This is a genomic window from Rosenbergiella gaditana (genome assembly GCF_018494065.1).
Taxonomy (GTDB): Bacteria; Pseudomonadota; Gammaproteobacteria; order Enterobacterales; family Enterobacteriaceae; genus Rosenbergiella; species Rosenbergiella gaditana.
In genome coordinates, this window is sequence record NZ_JABBFR010000030.1 from 1 (window position 1) to 17,923 (window position 17,923).

At 46.4% G+C, this 17,923-nt stretch carries 17 protein-coding genes and 1 tRNA gene; 7 read left to right on the plus strand and 11 right to left on the minus strand.

Going from position 1 to position 17,923, the window contains the following annotated elements:
* The first annotated feature begins 715 nt into the window (after window positions 1-715).
* Entirely contained in the window at window positions 716-2,074 is a 1,359-nt protein-coding gene (locus HH682_RS14410) for a T6SS phospholipase effector Tle1-like catalytic domain-containing protein (protein ID WP_214238217.1), read from the plus strand.
* A 133-nt stretch (window positions 2,075-2,207) separates the two neighbouring features.
* Here HH682_RS14410 and uvrD read toward each other — a convergent pair whose 3' ends face one another.
* From uvrD to lptM, 6 genes are read right to left on the minus strand one after another with little or no spacing between them, the layout of a single operon-like run.
* Complete coding sequence (gene uvrD, locus HH682_RS14415; protein WP_214238218.1) at window positions 2,208-4,370, minus strand: DNA helicase II; 2,163 nt, start codon at window positions 4,368-4,370, stop codon at window positions 2,208-2,210.
* Between the two features lie 46 nt (window positions 4,371-4,416).
* Window positions 4,417-5,133 carry a 5-amino-6-(5-phospho-D-ribitylamino)uracil phosphatase YigB gene (gene yigB / locus HH682_RS14420; protein WP_214238219.1) on the minus strand — a complete coding sequence of 239 codons (717 nt, stop codon included), beginning with the start codon at window positions 5,131-5,133 and terminating at the stop codon, window positions 4,417-4,419.
* On the minus strand, window positions 5,133-6,044 hold the full coding sequence (xerC, locus tag HH682_RS14425; protein WP_214238220.1) for a tyrosine recombinase XerC: 912 nt from the start codon (window positions 6,042-6,044) through the stop codon (window positions 5,133-5,135). The genes yigB and xerC overlap by 1 nt, the downstream gene beginning before the upstream one ends.
* Window positions 6,041-6,751 (minus strand): DUF484 domain-containing protein, encoded by a 711-nt coding sequence (locus HH682_RS14430; RefSeq protein WP_214238221.1) that lies wholly within the window; start codon window positions 6,749-6,751, stop codon window positions 6,041-6,043. Before HH682_RS14430 ends, xerC begins: the two co-directional genes overlap by 4 nt.
* On the minus strand, window positions 6,748-7,572 hold the full coding sequence (gene dapF / locus HH682_RS14435; RefSeq protein ID WP_214238222.1) for a diaminopimelate epimerase: 825 nt from the start codon (window positions 7,570-7,572) through the stop codon (window positions 6,748-6,750). Before dapF ends, HH682_RS14430 begins: the two co-directional genes overlap by 4 nt.
* A gap of 27 nt (window positions 7,573-7,599) precedes the next feature.
* Complete coding sequence (gene lptM / locus HH682_RS14440) at window positions 7,600-7,764, minus strand: LPS translocon maturation chaperone LptM (protein ID WP_338049356.1); 165 nt, start codon at window positions 7,762-7,764, stop codon at window positions 7,600-7,602.
* Window positions 7,765-7,936: 172 nt separating this feature from the next.
* Between lptM and cyaY the strand changes: the two genes are divergently transcribed.
* Window positions 7,937-8,254, plus strand: coding sequence for an iron donor protein CyaY (gene cyaY / locus HH682_RS14445; RefSeq protein WP_214238224.1), 318 nt, complete (start codon window positions 7,937-7,939; stop codon window positions 8,252-8,254).
* Between the two features lie 2 nt (window positions 8,255-8,256).
* Here the strand turns inward: cyaY and HH682_RS14450 are convergent, their stop codons facing one another.
* Window positions 8,257-10,818 (minus strand): class I adenylate cyclase, encoded by a 2,562-nt coding sequence (locus HH682_RS14450; protein WP_214238225.1) that lies wholly within the window; start codon window positions 10,816-10,818, stop codon window positions 8,257-8,259.
* A gap of 271 nt (window positions 10,819-11,089) precedes the next feature.
* Between HH682_RS14450 and hemC the strand changes: the two genes are divergently transcribed.
* The 5 genes from hemC (at window position 11,090) to HH682_RS14475 (ending at window position 16,073) form a co-directional block, all read left to right on the plus strand.
* A complete protein-coding gene (gene hemC / locus HH682_RS14455; RefSeq protein ID WP_214238226.1) occupies window positions 11,090-12,022 on the plus strand; it encodes a hydroxymethylbilane synthase in 933 nt (310 codons plus the stop codon).
* Between the two features lie 4 nt (window positions 12,023-12,026).
* Complete coding sequence (gene hemD, locus HH682_RS14460) at window positions 12,027-12,764, plus strand: uroporphyrinogen-III synthase (RefSeq protein ID WP_214238227.1); 738 nt, start codon at window positions 12,027-12,029, stop codon at window positions 12,762-12,764.
* A gap of 25 nt (window positions 12,765-12,789) precedes the next feature.
* Window positions 12,790-13,944, plus strand: coding sequence for a uroporphyrinogen-III C-methyltransferase (hemX, locus tag HH682_RS14465; protein WP_214238228.1), 1,155 nt, complete (start codon window positions 12,790-12,792; stop codon window positions 13,942-13,944).
* A 1-nt stretch (window position 13,945) separates the two neighbouring features.
* The gene (gene hemY, locus HH682_RS14470; RefSeq protein WP_214238229.1) at window positions 13,946-15,142 is read left to right on the plus strand and encodes a protoheme IX biogenesis protein HemY; all 1,197 of its coding nucleotides are present in this window, start codon (window positions 13,946-13,948) and stop codon (window positions 15,140-15,142) included.
* A 106-nt stretch (window positions 15,143-15,248) separates the two neighbouring features.
* Complete coding sequence (locus HH682_RS14475) at window positions 15,249-16,073, plus strand: PhzF family phenazine biosynthesis protein (protein WP_214238230.1); 825 nt, start codon at window positions 15,249-15,251, stop codon at window positions 16,071-16,073.
* Window positions 16,074-16,120: 47 nt separating this feature from the next.
* Here HH682_RS14475 and HH682_RS14480 read toward each other — a convergent pair.
* From HH682_RS14480 to HH682_RS14495, 4 genes are all read right to left on the minus strand, one after another.
* Window positions 16,121-16,228 (minus strand) — tRNA-Pro (locus HH682_RS14480).
* Complete coding sequence (locus HH682_RS14485) at window positions 16,207-16,638, minus strand: hypothetical protein (RefSeq protein ID WP_214238231.1); 432 nt, start codon at window positions 16,636-16,638, stop codon at window positions 16,207-16,209. Before HH682_RS14485 ends, HH682_RS14480 begins: the two co-directional genes overlap by 22 nt.
* A complete protein-coding gene (locus HH682_RS14490; RefSeq protein ID WP_214238232.1) occupies window positions 16,632-17,246 on the minus strand; it encodes a peptidoglycan recognition protein family protein in 615 nt (204 codons plus the stop codon). Before HH682_RS14490 ends, HH682_RS14485 begins: the two co-directional genes overlap by 7 nt.
* Window positions 17,247-17,273: 27 nt before the next feature.
* Window positions 17,274-17,756 (minus strand): Hcp family type VI secretion system effector, encoded by a 483-nt coding sequence (locus tag HH682_RS14495; RefSeq protein WP_214238233.1) that lies wholly within the window; start codon window positions 17,754-17,756, stop codon window positions 17,274-17,276.
* Window positions 17,757-17,923 lie beyond the last annotated feature (167 nt).

The following is a 17,923-nucleotide window of genomic DNA, read 5'->3' on the forward strand; positions in this document are numbered from 1 at the left end:
CGCACAATAGAGCGACATGAAAAAGTCATCGGGGCCTTCATTGAAAAATATATGTTCTACTCATTGGAGTCATTACCTAAAAAAGTAACTAGATTAACGTTTAGTGATCCTTTCTAAAATTATTTTCATGGTAGAGCAATGATAAACACCACGTGCTGCTAGCAAAATAATCGTAGATAATAATCCCTAACCTTAATGTTCTTAATCTCTGTAGCAACCACTTTATTTTATAGGCAATTTCTTTTCTACTTAGCCATTCGATTAAACATCAGAATTTATATTTAAATAAAGCAACACTAGTAAAAAAAGCATTACTTTATTAATTATATTTATTAACAGAAAACGTCGACCAAACATTCTTCATGCTGGAGGCATTGCTACAGCGCTTGATATTACCCCTAGGCCTTAGTGGCGACGCCTTACGTCCTGAATGAGAAATAAATCTATTAATAAGAAAATATTCCACGCACTAACAATAATATTACTTCTGCTCGACCAGACCTCTATAAATTAACGAGCACCTCGATTGATTAAGTAATAGAAAATAACCTATGACCTAATTGACAGGTCTTCTTTTCACATGACAGTATGCACATCGCCAAATATAAGGCACTGACTACTCGAAACGAAAAGATCCATATTTAATAGAGTTTAAAGAAACCATATACCCACTGTTTTATAGAAAATTTTATTTGAAATTAAAAAAGGAATTGTTATGGGAAACACTACAGACACAGTTAAATTGAAAAAAAAGGTTAAATTAAACATTGGCGTTTTCTTTGATGGCACAGGACAGAATGCAAATAATCTACTAGCCGCTAAGGAAAAAGATGAATGCAAATTTTCTAATATTTACCGGCTTTATAAATATTACGGAAAAGGTAATGATAAGAATTTAGCTGTTTACATTGAGGGAGCAGGGACTATAAATGGAGGAAGCGATAGTACTTTAGTCCAGGCCATGGGTGTAGATATCCCTCTAATAACCAGTGGGTACGGTGTATTTGCTAAATATAGCAATAGTGTCTCACAAATCGTTCAGCAAATTAGATCATCACTGCCGAGAGCAAGTCAGGCAGAAGATGAATTAACGTTAACGTTCGATGTATTTGGTTTCAGCCGTGGAGCCGCCACTGCCAGACATTTCGTCAATATGGTTAATTCTTTAGACCATTCTATAGTGGATATTCTAACACAAGTTGCTTTAGAAAAAGGGTATGGGATGACCACAAAACCAGATGTGCGATTCCTGGGGCTTTATGACACTGTAGCATCCATCTGGCGACTGGGAACATTTTGGGAAGATCCTCATGATAGCGGCGATACCAATGGGTTGCAGGTTGCTCTGGGTAAGAATGCAGCGAAGACTGTTTTCCAATTAACGGCCAGCCATGAATGCCGATACAATTTTCCTCTGAGTAGTGTAGCGGGCGATTATTTTGAGTTAGCGTTGCCCGGTGCTCATTCAGATATCGGTGGTTCTTATCAAAATTATGAGATAGAAAAGTCAGAAGTGACTCAAGCTAGATATGGCATTCCAATCATTATTAATACGGAAAAGTTAGTAAGGGAAGAACTCGATACACTACGAAAAGAGAGTAAATGGAATATTTTGTTGAAAGACACGGATATTATCGGCGGTTACCTTCCTGCCCCTTATTATCAAGGAGTCAGCGAGAAACGGGTAGCAGGGGATTTGCAATATATAGCGCTGATATTAATGTTGAAGGCCGCAATTTCTAAAGGGTGCCCTTTCTCTGCTCAAGCGATGGCTTATGAAAACAAAATCCCGGCAGATTTACAGCGGTATTACCGTCACGCGCTATCGGTGTCGAATAATGTTTTACATGGTAAGAAAGCCAGTATCGCCCAAAACATTATCGACGAAATAACCCCTCGGTACATTCATATATCAAGTTCTTGGCAAAACGTACTATGGCCGTGGGGTAATACTCCAAAAGCGCTGTCTCAAGAAACTAAGCCTGAGGCCACCGATTTACTCCGTGCGGCGATTGATAATTACCAGCCGAACCGACCTGATACGAAATGGCAGAGAAAGATTTTCAATTATTGACAGGAGTTAACGCAACAGTAGCCCTAGGCAATGATGCCGCGGGCTATATCATTATTACAGTAAGCTCCCCTACATACAATTCAGGACAAGACTCGTTACGCCGAGACGAAAATATCGTCAAGCACCCCAACCATTACACTGTTTCTAAACGTGCATAAGCAGCAACAAGCCATTTCACACCTTGTCCTTGAAAGGCTATTTGTAAGCGACAATGTTCGCCACTGCCCTCAAGATTGATAATAGTGCCTTCTCCGAACTTGGTATGACGCACACGTTGCCCTAGGGTCCAGCCGCTATCATTAGCAATCACCGGTGCGCCCATCCGTTTCGTATCAACCGGACGGGTAATATTGGCACGCGACCTCACTTCTTCTACACACTCTTCTGGCAATTCCCCAATAAAGCGTGACGGACGATGGCTCACTTCCTTACCATACAAGCGCCGGCTTTCCGCGAAGGTCAGCGTCAGTTTTTTCATGGCTCGGGTGACACCAACATAGGCAAGACGACGCTCCTCCTCCAAGCGACCACTCTCTTCAATGGACATTTGGCTAGGAAACATCCCCTCTTCCATGCCAACAATAAAGACTTGGCTGAATTCTAAGCCTTTTGCCGAGTGTAGGGTCATCAATTGTACAGCGTCTTGCCATTTATCCGCTTGCCCTTCACCCGCTTCGAGCGCGGCATGGGAAAGGAAAGCTTGCAGTGGCATTAAGTCTTCGTTTTCGTCTTGATAACTAAATTGGCGCGTTGCCGTGACGAGCTCTTCCAGGTTCTCTATCCGGGCTTGGCCTTTTTCCCCTTTCTCCTGCTCGTACATGATCCAAAGGCCAGAGTCTTTAATGACCCGATCCGTTTGCACATGGAGCGGCATTTCTGCGGTTTCATAGACTAGGGATTCAATCAATTCGATAAAACGCTGCAGTGCTGACGCTGCCCGACCCGCTAAAACTTTTTCATGCAGAAGTTCACGCGCACTTTGCCAAAGCGTCATTTGTCGGTCACGTGCGAATTGGCGAACAACGTCGAGCGTACGGTCGCCAATTCCCCGCGTTGGGGTATTCACCACACGTTCGAAGGCCGCATCATCATTACGGTTCCCCATTAAGCGTAGATAGGCTAATGCATCTTTAATTTCTTGTCGCTCGAAGAAGCGCATACCGCCATAAATACGGTACGGCAAGGTACTTTGTAGTAAGGCTTCTTCCAATACCCGTGACTGAGCATTACTGCGATAGAGTATTGCACAGTCGGCAAGCGCGCCTCCTTGCTCGTGCCATTGGCGAATACGATTGACGACAAAGCGAGCCTCATCCAGTTCGTTAAAGGCACAGTAAAGAGAAATGAGCTCACCCGAATCATCTTCAGTCCATAACTCTTTGCCAAGTCGCCCTGAATTGTTGGCAATCAGAATATTCGCTGCTTGCAAGATATTACGCGTGGAACGATAGTTTTGTTCCAAGCGAATCGTCTGTGCCCCAGGGAAATCGCTGAGGAAGCGCTGGATGTTTTCAACTTGTGCACCGCGCCATCCATAAATGGATTGGTCATCATCCCCGACAATCATCACATTACTGCTATCGCCCGCTAACATGCGAATCCAGGCATACTGAATATTGTTGGTATCTTGGAATTCGTCGACCAGAAGGTTGGTAAAGCGTTCACGATAATGATTGAGTAGATGAGGTTTGTTAAGCCATAACTCATGCGCACGCAGTAAAAGCTCAGCAAAATCAACGAGTCCTGCTCGGTCACAGGCTTCTTGATAAGCTTGGTAGATTGATAACCACGTTTTCTCGACCGGATTTCCATAACTATCAATATGCTTTGGACGTAACCCTTCATCTTTTTTGCCATTGATGTACCACATCGCTTGGCGGGCCGGCCACTGTTTATCGTCTAAGTTTAGGGCTTTAATCAACCGCTTAAGCAGACGTAACTGGTCTTCACTATCGAGAATTTGGAAATCGGCAGGTAATCCTGCGTCCAATGGATGTGCGCGCAGTAAGCGATGTGCTAAACCGTGGAATGTGCCGATCCACATCCCACCTTGACTCGTCCCGACGACCTCTTCAATACGATGGCGCATTTCGGCAGCGGCCTTATTGGTAAAGGTCACCGCCATAATCGAATAGGGGGAACAGCGCTCAACCGTTAATAGCCAAGCAATACGATGAACTAATACCCGGGTTTTGCCACTGCCTGCGCCAGCTAGAACCAATAGGTTACTCCGCGGGGCGGCTACCGCCTCACGCTGTTTATCATTTAAGCCGTCGAGCAGTTCAGAAACGTCCATAAGCACCGTTGCATTAGTAAGAGGAGGCTGTATATATCTACAGCCATTATAGCAAGCTGGTCAATGAATCCAACCGCGAAATTTCAAGATGGGGGATCACTCGCGCTAAGCTGGCGGTCATCAGGTTCTGTTGGCGATCGTTGATCCAGCAAGCTTGAAAGCCTGCCACCAGCGCGCCTTGTACGTCGGTAATCAGGTCATCACCAACATGTAAAATGTCGGCAGGGGCTAAGCGCAAGTACTGCGCAGCAATCTGATAAAGATCCCCTAAAGGTTTTGCCCGACCATCAGGCCCGGCACGCAACACCAGCGTAAAATACTGAGCTATTCCCAACTGTTCAGCATCCGCATTGCCATTAGTGATTGCGACTAAAGGGACTTTGGCTGCCAATTCAGCCAAAACCTGGTGTGTCATGTCTGGAATATACGCCGCACTACGCCACTGATGAAAAACGGTCATCACCTCTGCTGCGCCCGCTTGTGCCTTATCATGGCTCATCCCTACGCTCTGGATAAGTGTTACCAAGGTCACCTGACGCCAAGCCGTGACATCATGGACTATCGTGGGATGTTGCTGCGCCACCTCAAGCCGTACACGATCATAATCGTCAAGGGTGATATTGGCTAAGCTAGGATGCCATGCTTGTAGCGCCTGATGCGTTTTTTCAACGGTGGTTAGGATCACTTGCCGATTATCATAAAGCGTATCATCCAAGTCGAAAGTGATTGCCTGTGGACGGTTAATCGGTCGATAAAATCGCATTAGGTTTTACCTCGTTTAGCACGGGGGTGGGCGGCATCATAGACCGAGGCAAGGTGCTGGAAGTCTAAGTGAGTATAGATCTGCGTTGTCGAGAGGTTCGCATGACCCAATAGCTCCTGTACTGCACGCAAATCTCCGCTCGATTCTAACATATGCGTGGCAAAAGAATGGCGCAGCTTATGCGGATGGACATGAGTGGTGATCCCTTGCAAGACACCCCACTGTGCAAAACGTTTTTGGACGTTACGTGTAGAAATACGCTTACCCTGTTGCGAGATAAAGACAGCATTGTCTTCGGGCAGAAATAATTCACGCATCTCAAGCCAGCGAACTAACCACTCTACCGCTGTACTTCCGATAGGGAGTCGCCGCTCTTTACTTCCTTTCCCCATGACCCACACTTCACCGGATTCCAGCTCAAGATGTTGGCAATCTAAATTAACCAATTCGGAAAGACGCAGACCTCCTCCATACATCACTTCGAGCATGGTTCGATCACGGACAGACAGCGGATCGTTCAAATTAATTGAGAGTAACTGATTGACCGAATCCACATCAATATTCTTCGGTAACGGCCTACCGGCTCGCGGGGTCGCAATCCCTTTGGCAGGATTAGCCACTAATAGTCCCTGCGAAACTTGCCAATCGAGGAAGCTGCGCAAGGAAGAGAGACGCAAAGCAAGGCTTGATGCTTTTAACCCTTCTCGTCGCGAGGCGGCAGCCATTGAACGAATTAAGACGGGGGTGAGCTGCGACCAAGCGCTCAGGGACGACGCAGAAAAAAAGTCACAAATCACCTGTAACTGTCGTTGATAATTCGAAATCGTAAGCGGACTGAGCTGACGCTCGACCCGTAAATAGCGTAAATACTCCTCACAGCGTTGAAAAAGTAATGCGCCTTGGGAAGTCATGAACGACTTATCCAACGTGTCAGTAAATGTGGCAAGAAACCCGCGATACAATGCAGTAATTCTGTGCCCATTCCCTGATGATAATGATCTTTATTGCGACTGCTGAAGATGAGAACACCCACGTCTTGCTCCTTATCAGTCAACAGGGAGAGCGCCACTGAACCGACTGCTTTAGCTTCAGGAATTAACAACAACAGTTCTGGACCCTGTAGCCGACCAAGATAATGGCTGTCTTGGTTGAATCGCTGTAATTGAAGCGGCGTAAAGCTATTGCGATCTAAGCCAAGATGATGGAAGCCGGAAGGCACGGCCAACTGCCAACTATCATTAAATAAACGAAAGGTTGCCCCAGCCAGTCCAAGCCCTCTTGCCCAATGATGCAAACGGCTTTGCAGTTCCGCTAAATCACTCGCGCTGGCAAGGTGCGATTGTAAATGGAGTAGCTGACCAAACAGATGCTGATTCGCTTGCGCTTGTTCCATTAATAACGTGATTTCTTGCTCTAAATTAACAATCTGTTGGCGTTGACGCGTCAACTGCCATTCGACCAAAGACACACTCCCTTTTACCGGATGAGGAACAATCATCTGCTCAACCTGACGAGCGTTATGAATGAAAAAATCTGGATGCTGGCGTAAATATTCGCTCACGCTCTCATCATCTAGTGGCTGATTCGGTAAAGGCGTCTGTTCTTGGCGAGTGGTCATAGGTGAATAAATCCATCATAAACGTGAGTGGCTGGCCCGGTCATAAACAGAGGCGTTCCCGGTCCGTGCCAGGCAATATGCAGGGTACCACCCGGGAGATCAACCCGAACATTCTGACTCAGTAAACCTTGTTGGATACCACTCGCCACTGCCGCACAGGCACCACTGCCACAGGCTTGTGTTTCGCCTGCGCCACGTTCGTAGACTCGCAAACGAATGTGTTCGCGATTAACCACTTCCATAAAACCGACGTTCACGCGTTCAGGAAAACGGTCATGGCTCTCTAAGATAGGCCCCAGTACTTCAACCTCCGCTGTGGCGGTCGCTTGTACTTGGATCACACAATGTGGGTTACCCATGGAAACCGCGCCAAACATCACCGTTCGCTCTTCAACCCGCAGCAGATAGAGACTTTCCGCCTTGTTAGCTCTGAATGGCACCTCTGACGGTTCAAACTTTGGTTCACCCATGTTGACCTCAACTAACTCATCACGGTTGACCGTTAAGACCATCTGTCCCGCTTGTGTACTAACACGAATACTATTCTTATTAGTAAGCCCTTTTAGGCGAACGAAGCGTGCAAAACAACGCGCCCCATTACCACATTGTGCCACTTCACTTCCGTCCGCATTATAGATGCGGTAGTGGAAATCAAGGTCTGGGTCATAGGGTGGCTCAACTACCAATAATTGATCGAAACCAATCCCTAAATGACGATCAGCTAAGCGTCGAATCAGTTCTGGAGAAAAAAACACATTCTGAGTAACAGCATCGACCACCATGAAATCGTTACCTAGACCATGCATTTTAGAAAACTGCATGCTTCACCCCATTGCCATATCGGCTGACTATAAGTTATCGGATTTTTTATTCGCTTTTTTGAAAATACCTTGGTCGTAACCGGTATTTTGGCCCTGTTGCTTACCCGAGCTATCTTTCGGGAAATAGAGCGGGCCTTTTAATCCACAGCCTGCTAAAGCAATAACAGCAATAAAAAGGGTATATTTAGCCACAGCATTCTTCATTGTTATTCACTCACTTAACTTTCTATTCTGCGTATCATCGCAGTTGAAACGGGAAAAGCAACAGAAAATAGTGGAATTGGCGGAGGAGAGTCTCTGCTCAGTAAATCTCAGATGATCCATCGTTAAGCAATCGTTATACTGGTCAAAAATAGGAGCGAGCATGAACGACAGCGAATTTCATCAACAAGCAGACCGTCTGTTATTAACTATCGAAGAACGCTTAGACGATCACGATGGCGATGCCGACATTGATTACGAGACCCATGGAAATGTCATGACCCTGAGTTTCGAGAATGGCACCAAGATTATTGTTAATCGACAAGAGCCATTACATCAAGTCTGGTTAGCCACTAAGGCTGGCGGTTATCATTTTTCTTTAAAGGAAGAGAAATGGGTATGTGATCGTACCGGCAATGAATTTTGGGCGTTACTTGCCGAAGCCTGTACGGTGCAAGCAGGTGAGCCTGTATCGTTCTGATATTAGGGGCGATACGGCGATCGCGGTAGAATATTTTGACCGAGTTGCGGGGAGACTCTCTCCGTGACTTCATCTTGGCTCGGGGAGTGGAAATTAATGATTTTTGAGCGACCCTGATGTTCCACGACTTGATAAAACTGCGGTAAATTAAAATTAATGGATGACGTACCGAAGGTTAAACGGTCGTGAGAAGAGGAATAAAATCGACAAACGTCACGCATGAGTTCCTCTTTACTCCCTTCACAGTGCTGATACACCTCTGCATGATTATGTTCGTCAAGCACATAGATGCTAAAGCTTTCCGCAGGCGGATGATCTTCAAAGAAAAACTGGATAATCCCTTCACTGGCATAATTTTTGACCACAGTCGGAAGATTCGCCTGTTTAGAGTCCATCTGGATAGATAACCCTTGCAATTTATTGTTGGAGATCGCGCCATAAAATTCGACTGCGTTTTTGAGTTTTTGAACCGATACCCCCATCCGCTCAAAAAAGAGTCCCCAGGTATCACTCGCTAATTTCAATGCTTTAAACCGCCCTGTTTCTTGACGATTGCTGGATAGACGTAAATCAATGCATTCCGAAACGAGTTGCAAGACTCGGGTACGAATCAATGCACGTAAATGCGGGCTGTAGCAAAATACGTCGACAGACTCTGGCGGTAGCGCTTCTTGATGCATTTTACCCAATATGGTCTTAAGCGCTTCAATCATCGCCGACTCGCCCTCGAAATGTAGTGTTCTTACCTCATTCCACGAATTTCGATAGAGGAGATCGACACTGCCTATTAAGCATTGCTGCTGTTGCCCAAAGCTAAACACATCCATCTTCCGAAAATCAAACAGCACGACTTGATCACGTAACGCTTGAGTCGGATCAGACTCAATATTCACCATCAAGGCCAGATGTCGGATCTCACAAGGACTATAAAGCGCTTTAGGCGTTGGCGCAGCCAAGCGTATGGGGAAATGTGTGGCAATATCTTGAACCAACTCTTGGAGGCGGGGCAGATCGCACAGGCTAGTCCCCTTGATATGAAGATGCGTTTTTTCAGTCAGTAAGCCGTTAAACCATGCCCAAGCCACCAACTTATTCAAATAACGATTATATTCGAGGGGTTGATGACTAATGATCGCGTTCATCTCAGGAGCCTGATTATAAAGATACCATCCACGACGATTAGCTCGCCCTTCGGCAACATAGATAAACGTGAGGTGGTCCTCAGAAAGGTCCGGGGAGATTTGCGGGTTAAGCAGCGCGACTTTACCGGGTAATGCCTCAAACGCCGCGTAAAGCTTACGCGTCAGTACACCAATATCTTGGGGACTGGCGCTCACACTCAGATTATTACGACGTGCAAAGCGAATTAGGTTTCGATAGCTTTGCATCATCGCATCGAGTAACTCGTTATGGGCGACACGTACTTGTTCTATTTTCCAGTGCGCTCGTCCATCAAGTTGCGTTAAGCGCTCGCTTTCCCATCCCCAGCGAGCGACCAATTGCGCCAAAATTTCTCGTCGCCAGGGTGACGGTTCGTCACTGCTTCCTGAAGTCAATTTTTCAGAAACTTTCAAATAGAAACAGCGTCGGACAAGATCCAGTCGGGCGGCGTCATTGATTGCTTCTAAATAAGCCGTGACTCGCTCGAGCATCATACAATAGGGATCAAGACCAAAATGGATGATGTCACCCTCATGTAAGCACTGTTTGATTTCTGTCGCCAGCAGCCGTGTGTTCGGATATTCCCAGCTATAAGCTTCCAACAATACTGTTTTCAATACGGCTTTATACGGCGAGTCGATGCTTTTATACAGTTGCCACAAACTTGCACCAAAGTACTCTTCTGCCGATAAGGTCCCTAATCCACCGAGGTCGATCCATTCATTGGGGACCAGCGCACCTTTGGCGTAGAGCTCCATGACATACTCATCGTAATGGGCTTCTTGCTCACTGGGAACCAGGTTCCAAAGAATATGTTTACCCGCCAAGCGTACGGCGCTTCGATAAAATTCATCCAGCAGGAGAATATGTTGGGTACTCCCACAATCTTCTTTTCCCAACGCCCCACTCTCGTTCATCCGAAAACGGTTTTCGTCAATCAGGAAGAAACTGATCTCGACACCCTGCTTTTTGCACCAAATCTGTAGTTGATGACATTTATTCTTTAGAGCCTGCCGTTCCGCTCCATCTAGCCAAGATTGGTGACAAACCCAGATATCCAGATCAGAGTCACTACTTTGACCAATTGAAGAGGTACTTCCCATCGAGTAAAGCCCCAAAATGGGAGCATTGTCTGGCGGTGGTATAAGCTGTTTGTGTGCATTGTCTGGAAATAACGTCTCTAGAAGCGCCTGCTGGGTCTCATCTGGGGTGAAGAAACTAATCCCGTGCGGAGTATTATGCGAAAGGTAGCCTGGCATATCCGGGTGGTGGTAATGCAAAAGCACTGGTAGCAAACTATAGATGTGACGAAACGCCGCGCCCATCGCCGCGGTGGCACGATCAGTGCGTAACTGATTAATCGCATCCAATCGTTGTTTCAGTGTTTCTATATAAAGATACAAGGCATCACACCCGAACTCATGGCAAGAAGTTGATAAAAAGATTCCGCGCTATTTATGCATCAATGTCTACCGCGGCCGGTCAATCTAACACTGCCACCCCATCCGGTAAAGCGTGTTAGTGTCTTCACCCTAGCATGTCTCGTTAATCAACATTGAACAATCCATGTGTTACGGTCAAAAAATAAACTACATGGTTTTCCTTGGCCGAAAGTGCCACATCGCGGGTTTAAATGTTAGGATAATAGATAAATGTAAAAGTATGGTTACGAGTATGACTGACAAAACAATCAGAATTGCCACCCGTAAAAGCCCGCTAGCCCTATGGCAGGCGGAATATGTACAGCAACAATTAATCGCTCATCATCCAGGCTTACGTGTTGAGTTAGTCACCATGGTGACAAAAGGCGACATATTGCTGGATAGCCCGCTTTCTAAAGTGGGCGGGAAGGGATTGTTTGTGAAGGAGCTCGAATCAGCGATGCTGGAAGGCCGTGCCGATCTTGCGGTCCATTCAATGAAAGATGTCCCCATCGCGTTTCCCGAAGGATTGGGCCTTGCGGCCATCTGTCCACGTGAAAATCCTTTAGATGCTTTTGTCTCCAATCATTACGACAGCCTTGATGCGCTGCCACAAGGTGCGATCGTCGGTACCTCTAGCCTGCGACGTCAATGTCAGTTGAGCGCACTACGCCCCGATCTTATTATTCGTTCATTACGCGGAAACGTAGGCACTCGCTTATCTAAACTCGATGCTGGCGAATACGATGCCATTATTCTCGCTTCGGCCGGCCTTATCCGCTTAGGACTAACATCAAGGATCCGTTATTCACTACCCCCTGAAGTTTCCCTTCCAGCGGTCGGTCAAGGTGCGATAGGAATAGAATGCCGCAACAATGACATCGCACTGCATCAATTATTAGCGCCGCTTAACCACTCGCCGACGGCCCTCTGTGTGACAGCAGAACGTGCAATGAATACGCGCTTGGAGGGTGGATGCCAAGTCCCTATCGCCAGCTTTGCGCTACTTAACGAGGGTAAGTTGTGGCTCCGAGGGCTTGTCGGCACGCCAGAAGGCGACTTAATCATTGCCGGTGAGCGCCATGGCACCGCTGAAGAAGCCGAAGCGTTAGGTACCTCGTTAGCCGACGAGCTATTAGCACGTGGGGCCGGCGACATCCTACGTAGCGTTTACCAAGGGCAGTAGTACGATGAGTATTCTGGTGACTCGACCTTTTCCGGAAGGGCAGCAGCTCGTCGACCGGTTACGATTGACTGGACGTCAAGCTTGGCATCTCCCCCTGATCGACTTTCTTCCAGGGCACCAGTTACCCGAATTCTCTTCACAGCTTGCCACCCTAAACCGCGGCGATCTTATTATCGCGGTTTCAGCTCGAGTCCTCACTTATGTGGGACCTTATCTATTAGCTGAAAACACGGCTTGGCCAGCCGATGTGAATTATTTTGCTATTGGCAAAAATAGCGCATTAGCGCTGCATCGCTATTGTCAACAAGCTGTTGATTTTCCTGAGACGACACTGAGTGAGCATTTACTCGACCTCCCGTTGTTAGAAAACATCGCCGGAAAAAACTGTCTGATATTACGTGGAAATAACGGTCGAGAACTTCTCGGGCAAACGCTGCAATCACGCGGCGCTCACGTGACCTATTTCGAATGTTATCAGCGAGTCGCCATAAATTATCATGGTGCTGAGCAGGCTTTTCGCTGGCGACAAAAGGGGATCTCAACCATAATTGTGACAAGTGGTGAGATGGTCAACCTGCTCTACGAATTAATTCCTGCTCTTGATCGGAATGAATGGTTACTCCACTGTCGGCTCGTTGTCGTCAGTGAACGTTTGGCGACAATTGCTACCGACTTCGGTTGGCGAGATATTATTGTTGCTGATGGAGCGGATAACGATGCGTTATTGCGCGCATTACGCTGAAATTAAACTTATGGGATAAGCCTCTATGACGGAACACAAAGCCCCCTCCGCCATGCCGGATGAAGTGAAAGAAGATAACACAATAACTCCTTCTCCGAAGCCTGCTAACGCTGCAGGTAATGGTAAAGCACTGGCGAGCCTCGCGATTGTTATTGCGCTAGCTTCAGGCCTAGGGAGTGCATGGTACATTACGCACATTAATCACTCACAATCGAATTCAGCCCAAGCATTGCGCGACCAACTTGCTCAAGCTCAGCAACAGAATGGTAATGATCGGCAGCAATTGGCACAACAGCTCTCACAAACCGAGCAAGCTCTAAAAGAGTCTCAGTCCCAGCTTCAAGAAACTGAAAAAGATCTGCAAGGCCTGCGCGATAAAGTGAATTCACTGACCGGTAACGATGCCAGTGTTTGGTTAGTGTCACAGGCGGATTACCTGGTGAAACTCGCGGGGAGAAAATTATGGAGCGATCAAGACGTCACCACTGCGCTTGCCTTGCTGAAAAGTGCTGATCGCAGCTTAGCGCAAATGGACGATCCAAGTATTATTGATATACGACGTGCGTTAAACCAAGATATTTCTACGCTGGCCAATATTAATCAAGTGGATTATGACGGCATAATTCTACAAGTTAGCCAACTTGCCAATAACGTTGATAATTTACGTTTGGCAGATGATAGCGATAATGATGCGCCAATGGATAAAGATAGCCACGATATCTCGGGATCCTTAGCCGAGTGGCGCCATAACCTCATCGCAAGCTGGCATGACTTCATGGATAACTTTATCACTGTCCGGCGTCGCGATAATAGCGCACAACCCCTATTGGCCCCTAATCAAGACATCTATTTGCGTGAGAACATTCGCTCGCGTCTGCTGATCGCCTCGCAAGCCATTCCTCGCCATCAACAAGATATCTATAAACAGTCACTCGAAGCAGTTTCAACATGGGTGCGGGCGTGGTACAACACTGACGATCCAACGACTAAGGCGTTTTTAGCGCAGATTGATCAATTATCACAAACCCCTATTGCTATGGATCTTCCCGATAATCTCTCGAGCCAAGGGTTGATCGATAAATTAATGCAAAATCGTGTGCGTGGTTTACTGAGCAGCCCAAGTAGCAACGATCCGCAACCGGCGCAAACCCCAACCACCACGTCGCAACAAGGAGGTTAAGGTGATTAAAGTCTTAGCACTCTTTATTTTACTGATTGCAGGGATCGTATTAGGTCCGGTCTTCGCTGGAAAGCAAGGCTACGTGCTGATTCAAACCTCAGAATGGAATATCGAAACCTCAGTCACAGGATTAGTTATTATACTTTTAGTGGCGTTAATCGTTATTCTGCTGATTGAGTGGGTTATACGCCGCTTATTTAGAACGGGCTCCCGTGCACGTCGCTGGTTTGCTGGCAGAAAACACCGTTTAGCGCAGAAACACACTAATACAGCATTAATTAAGTTAGCTGAGGGTGATTACCAGCAAGTTGAAAAACTCATGACTAAAAATGCCGACTATTCTGATACGCCAGTTGCCAACTATTTATTGGCCGCAGAAGCCGCGCAACAACGAGGCGATGAGATCCGAGCAAATCAACATCTTGAGCGTGCATCCGAGCTGAGTACTGATAATCAAATTCCTGTTGAAATTGCCCGAGCACGTATCCTTTTAGCACGAGAAGAGAACCACGCCGCACGCCATACCATCGACCGTCTACTGGATGTCGCCCCGCGCCATCCAGAGGTGCTACGTCTGGCGCAAACCGCTTATTTACGTACTGGCGCATGGTCGGCCTTGCTGGATATATTACCTTCTCTTGAGAAAGACCAGTTAGCCACTAAAGAGGAAACTGAAACGCTCACGCAGAAAGCTTGGTTAGGTCTTATGGAGCAAGCCATGGCGTCTGGGGGCAGCGAGGGCTTGAAACAGTGGTGGAGCCATCAAGCACGTAAAACACGCCAAGATCCACGTTTACAGGCAGCCATGGTGACGCATTTGATCGAATGTGACGACCATGAGATGGCACAGGTTATCGCGATGGATGGGCTAAAACGTCAGTACAATGAAAGTTTAGTCCTGGCTATTCCAAAGATTAAAACGGCGAATAGTGAAGATTCTGAGAAGTTAGTACGTCAGTTAATCAAACAGCATGGATCGACGCCATTGTTAGAAAGTACTCTGGGTCAATTACTCATGCGGCGGGGTGAATGGCAGCAAGCTGTCGAGGCTTTTAAGACAGCCTTAGCACAACGTCCAGATAGCTTCGACTACGCTTGGTTAGCAGATGTCTACGATAAAATGCGCCGCCCTGAAGAAGCCGCGAAAATGCGTCGCGAAGGTCTTCATTTAACGCTAAAAAAATATCCCGACCAATAACCCTTCTCTTCGGCGGCTGCATGCAGCCGCCCTCTCTTCGCTGTTCTTGCCACGCTCGCGAATCCATGATGTTATGAAGGTTCCCTTACCTTTTGGCGTTAGAGTAATGAAATCCCATTTCGAACAAATTAATGTCTTTGCCACAGATCCTTTAAAAGGCAATCCCTTGGCCGTGGTGCACTGTGATACCGATCAGTACTCGGTATCGACGATGCAAGCCTTTGCTCGTTGGACTCAACTCAGTGAAACCGTTTTTATTACTCCTGCTAAGGATGCACGGGCTGACTATCACATTCGTATTTTTACGCCAACCGAAGAGCTCCCTTTTGCGGGGCATCCAACGTTAGGAGCTTGCCATAGTTGGTTGAATGGGCGGGAACAAGCGGTGGTCTATCAACAATCCGCCATCGGTATTGTTGAGATTCGACAAATTGACGACCAGTTATTTTTTCAAGCACCGCCTTTACTTGAGCAACGCCCTTTCTCGACTGAAGAACGACAGCAATTAGTTGCCGCAACCGGCCTGCTGCCTGAAGAGATGGCCGCTACCGCGGTGTTGAGTAATGGTCCAGTCTGGCATTGCGTCGTGGTGAACTCGGTTGAACGGCTACTCAGTATCACCCCTGATTACTCGGCCATGCCTGACCTTAAATTAGGGATTTGTAGCGTGAACCCTGAGGGAAATCATTTAGTGGTACGTGCCTTCATTGGCGCAGAAGCGACTGAAGACCCAGTGACCGGTAGTCTGAATGCCGTGTTAGCACAATGGCTTATTGGAAAGAATGAGTTGCCCGATCATTATCGTGCCCAACAGGGGGCTTGTGTAGGTGCCGCGGGTGAGATAGAGATAAAAACACTTGGCGGGAAAATCTTTGTTGGCGGGCGCTCAACTACCGTTATCAGTGGAGAAATCACACTCCCGACAGCTTAAGTACGACAAAAACAAAAAACCCCGCCGAAGCGGGGTTTCTTTAAATTTGGTCGGCGAGAGAGGATTCGAACCTCCGACCCACTGGTCCCAAACCAGTCAGTTACTGACTGGTTCTCTCCTTAGCTATTTGTTTTTAGCATTCACCCTCATCACCCAGACCATAAGTACATTCCGTTGGATCAAACCAGTGATAGTCCCGCTGATACAGGTATATTGTTTCACCATTATCCAGCAAAAGACTGGCTGTTCCACTGGAATACAGGTTCCAGCTGGCACTGCTACCATTACGCCAGGTTATTTGGCCGGAAGTAAAACAGGGTGTGTAACGGTCTTTGGTTACAACGAATCCTTCAACACGCTGTGCCTTATTAAAGAATTTCAGTATCTGTTCACGCGTAGGCTGGAATTTACTACACTCTTCTTTAATATTTTCATCTTTCAATAACCATGAAACCGTCAGGCCCGTATCTATATCGGTCAGTGTTTTCACTTTTCCCTGCTCGCTACATGCAGCGGTTAAAAAAACCAGTAATAGCGATGATAAATATCTTTTTATATTTACCATTTTGCAGTGCTCGCTTCCGTTACATTTTTCCTTCCAACATCCGGATGGCGATAAACTTCACTTAAAGAAACGCTCACTGTTTCTGATAATTCTTTCACCAGCCATTTTAAGGATTCGTTTTGTTTGTCATTAACAGATTCATATATATCATCATTGTTTATTCTTTTGGCTTTTCCAACAATCTCTATTCCAATAGAATCAGCATTATAGGGGAATCTGTCTGGAAATTTTTTCCCAATTTCATAACGGTGTACTGTTTTTGATTTTTCCCTGATATTTTTAATATTGTTCATATCCATTGCTTTTTTTAACTCTTGAGGGCTGCATGACTGCTTGAGTAAACAACGCGATTGCAAAAATCCCACATGGTTAGTTATTTTGTACAATGAAGCTGTCTGGTAGATAGTCCCATCTTTTTCTATCAGAAAGTGAGCACCGTTAGCACCACTATTTTGATAACTATTAAAAGTACTGTTGACTGTAGAACCACCCGTCTGATGTACAACAATCCCGTTCACCTTATCCAGTTTACCGCGCTCTATCGTACTGAATCTCTTAACAATAATGCGTTCCGCATCCACTAAACCATTTTCATCGATGAATAACATAGTTATATTCCTTTATATCACTTGCTCTTAAATAGCTTTATTAGCTTTAATGTCATATCCCATGGAAACCGTACCCAATTTATTTCCCTCTGCATTCTGCAAAACGTAATCCATATTTACCCGGGAGAACGCGAGGCTTACTGTCTCGCGCGGGACGCGCATGGTATTGAGGTAAACAGGATTCACTCCGGTGATGATAATTTCCCTAAGAGTAATACGCAGATACTCCAGCGGAGAACCACCCGCTTTTCTTACAGTAAGAACAGCTTCCGGAATATGTTTGCCGGTCAGACAATACTGAAGTAAATGGGTGCTGGACTTATCGACATAGTGTTCAAAATGCAAATCGTCTACAGTACATTTTCCAGCCCCACCACCGCTGCCGGAATGCATATTTGATGTCTGACCAATAGACCAGTTCCAGTTAAGTACTTCAATTTCTCCTTTATGGGTTGAATCCTGAGATTCACCTTCGATACCATCAAATTTTACAAAAATATCCTGAGCCATAATTCGTCCTTGTATGAATAAAATGATGACTGCTTTTCTCTGCCTCGTATAAGCGTCCGGTAAACGGTCGGTCTCGATACTGAAAACAGTTCTTGTAGTGGCACAGTAAATTTGGCCACCTGATCAAAGGTGATATTCTCACCACAACATAAAACAGGTGACTTGAT

Excerpts from the sequence above, each read along its gene's own strand:
- HH682_RS14410 (WP_214238217.1), top strand. The coding sequence starts at position 716 with ATGGGAAACACTACAGACACAGTTAAATTGAAAAAAAAGGTTAAATTA.
- uvrD (WP_214238218.1), bottom strand. The coding sequence starts at position 4,370 with ATGGACGTTTCTGAACTGCTCGACGGCTTAAATGATAAACAGCGTGAG.
- yigB (WP_214238219.1), bottom strand. The coding sequence starts at position 5,133 with ATGCGATTTTATCGACCGATTAACCGTCCACAGGCAATCACTTTCGAC.
- xerC (WP_214238220.1), bottom strand. The coding sequence starts at position 6,044 with ATGACTTCCCAAGGCGCATTACTTTTTCAACGCTGTGAGGAGTATTTA.
- HH682_RS14430 (WP_214238221.1), bottom strand. The coding sequence starts at position 6,751 with ATGACCACTCGCCAAGAACAGACGCCTTTACCGAATCAGCCACTAGAT.
- dapF (WP_214238222.1), bottom strand. The coding sequence starts at position 7,572 with ATGCAGTTTTCTAAAATGCATGGTCTAGGTAACGATTTCATGGTGGTC.
- cyaY (WP_214238224.1), top strand. The coding sequence starts at position 7,937 with ATGAACGACAGCGAATTTCATCAACAAGCAGACCGTCTGTTATTAACT.
- hemC (WP_214238226.1), top strand. The coding sequence starts at position 11,090 with ATGACTGACAAAACAATCAGAATTGCCACCCGTAAAAGCCCGCTAGCC.
- hemD (WP_214238227.1), top strand. The coding sequence starts at position 12,027 with ATGAGTATTCTGGTGACTCGACCTTTTCCGGAAGGGCAGCAGCTCGTC.
- hemX (WP_214238228.1), top strand. The coding sequence starts at position 12,790 with ATGACGGAACACAAAGCCCCCTCCGCCATGCCGGATGAAGTGAAAGAA.
- HH682_RS14475 (WP_214238230.1), top strand. The coding sequence starts at position 15,249 with ATGAAATCCCATTTCGAACAAATTAATGTCTTTGCCACAGATCCTTTA.
- HH682_RS14485 (WP_214238231.1), bottom strand. The coding sequence starts at position 16,638 with ATGGTAAATATAAAAAGATATTTATCATCGCTATTACTGGTTTTTTTA.
- HH682_RS14490 (WP_214238232.1), bottom strand. The coding sequence starts at position 17,246 with ATGTTATTCATCGATGAAAATGGTTTAGTGGATGCGGAACGCATTATT.
- HH682_RS14495 (WP_214238233.1), bottom strand. The coding sequence starts at position 17,756 with ATGGCTCAGGATATTTTTGTAAAATTTGATGGTATCGAAGGTGAATCT.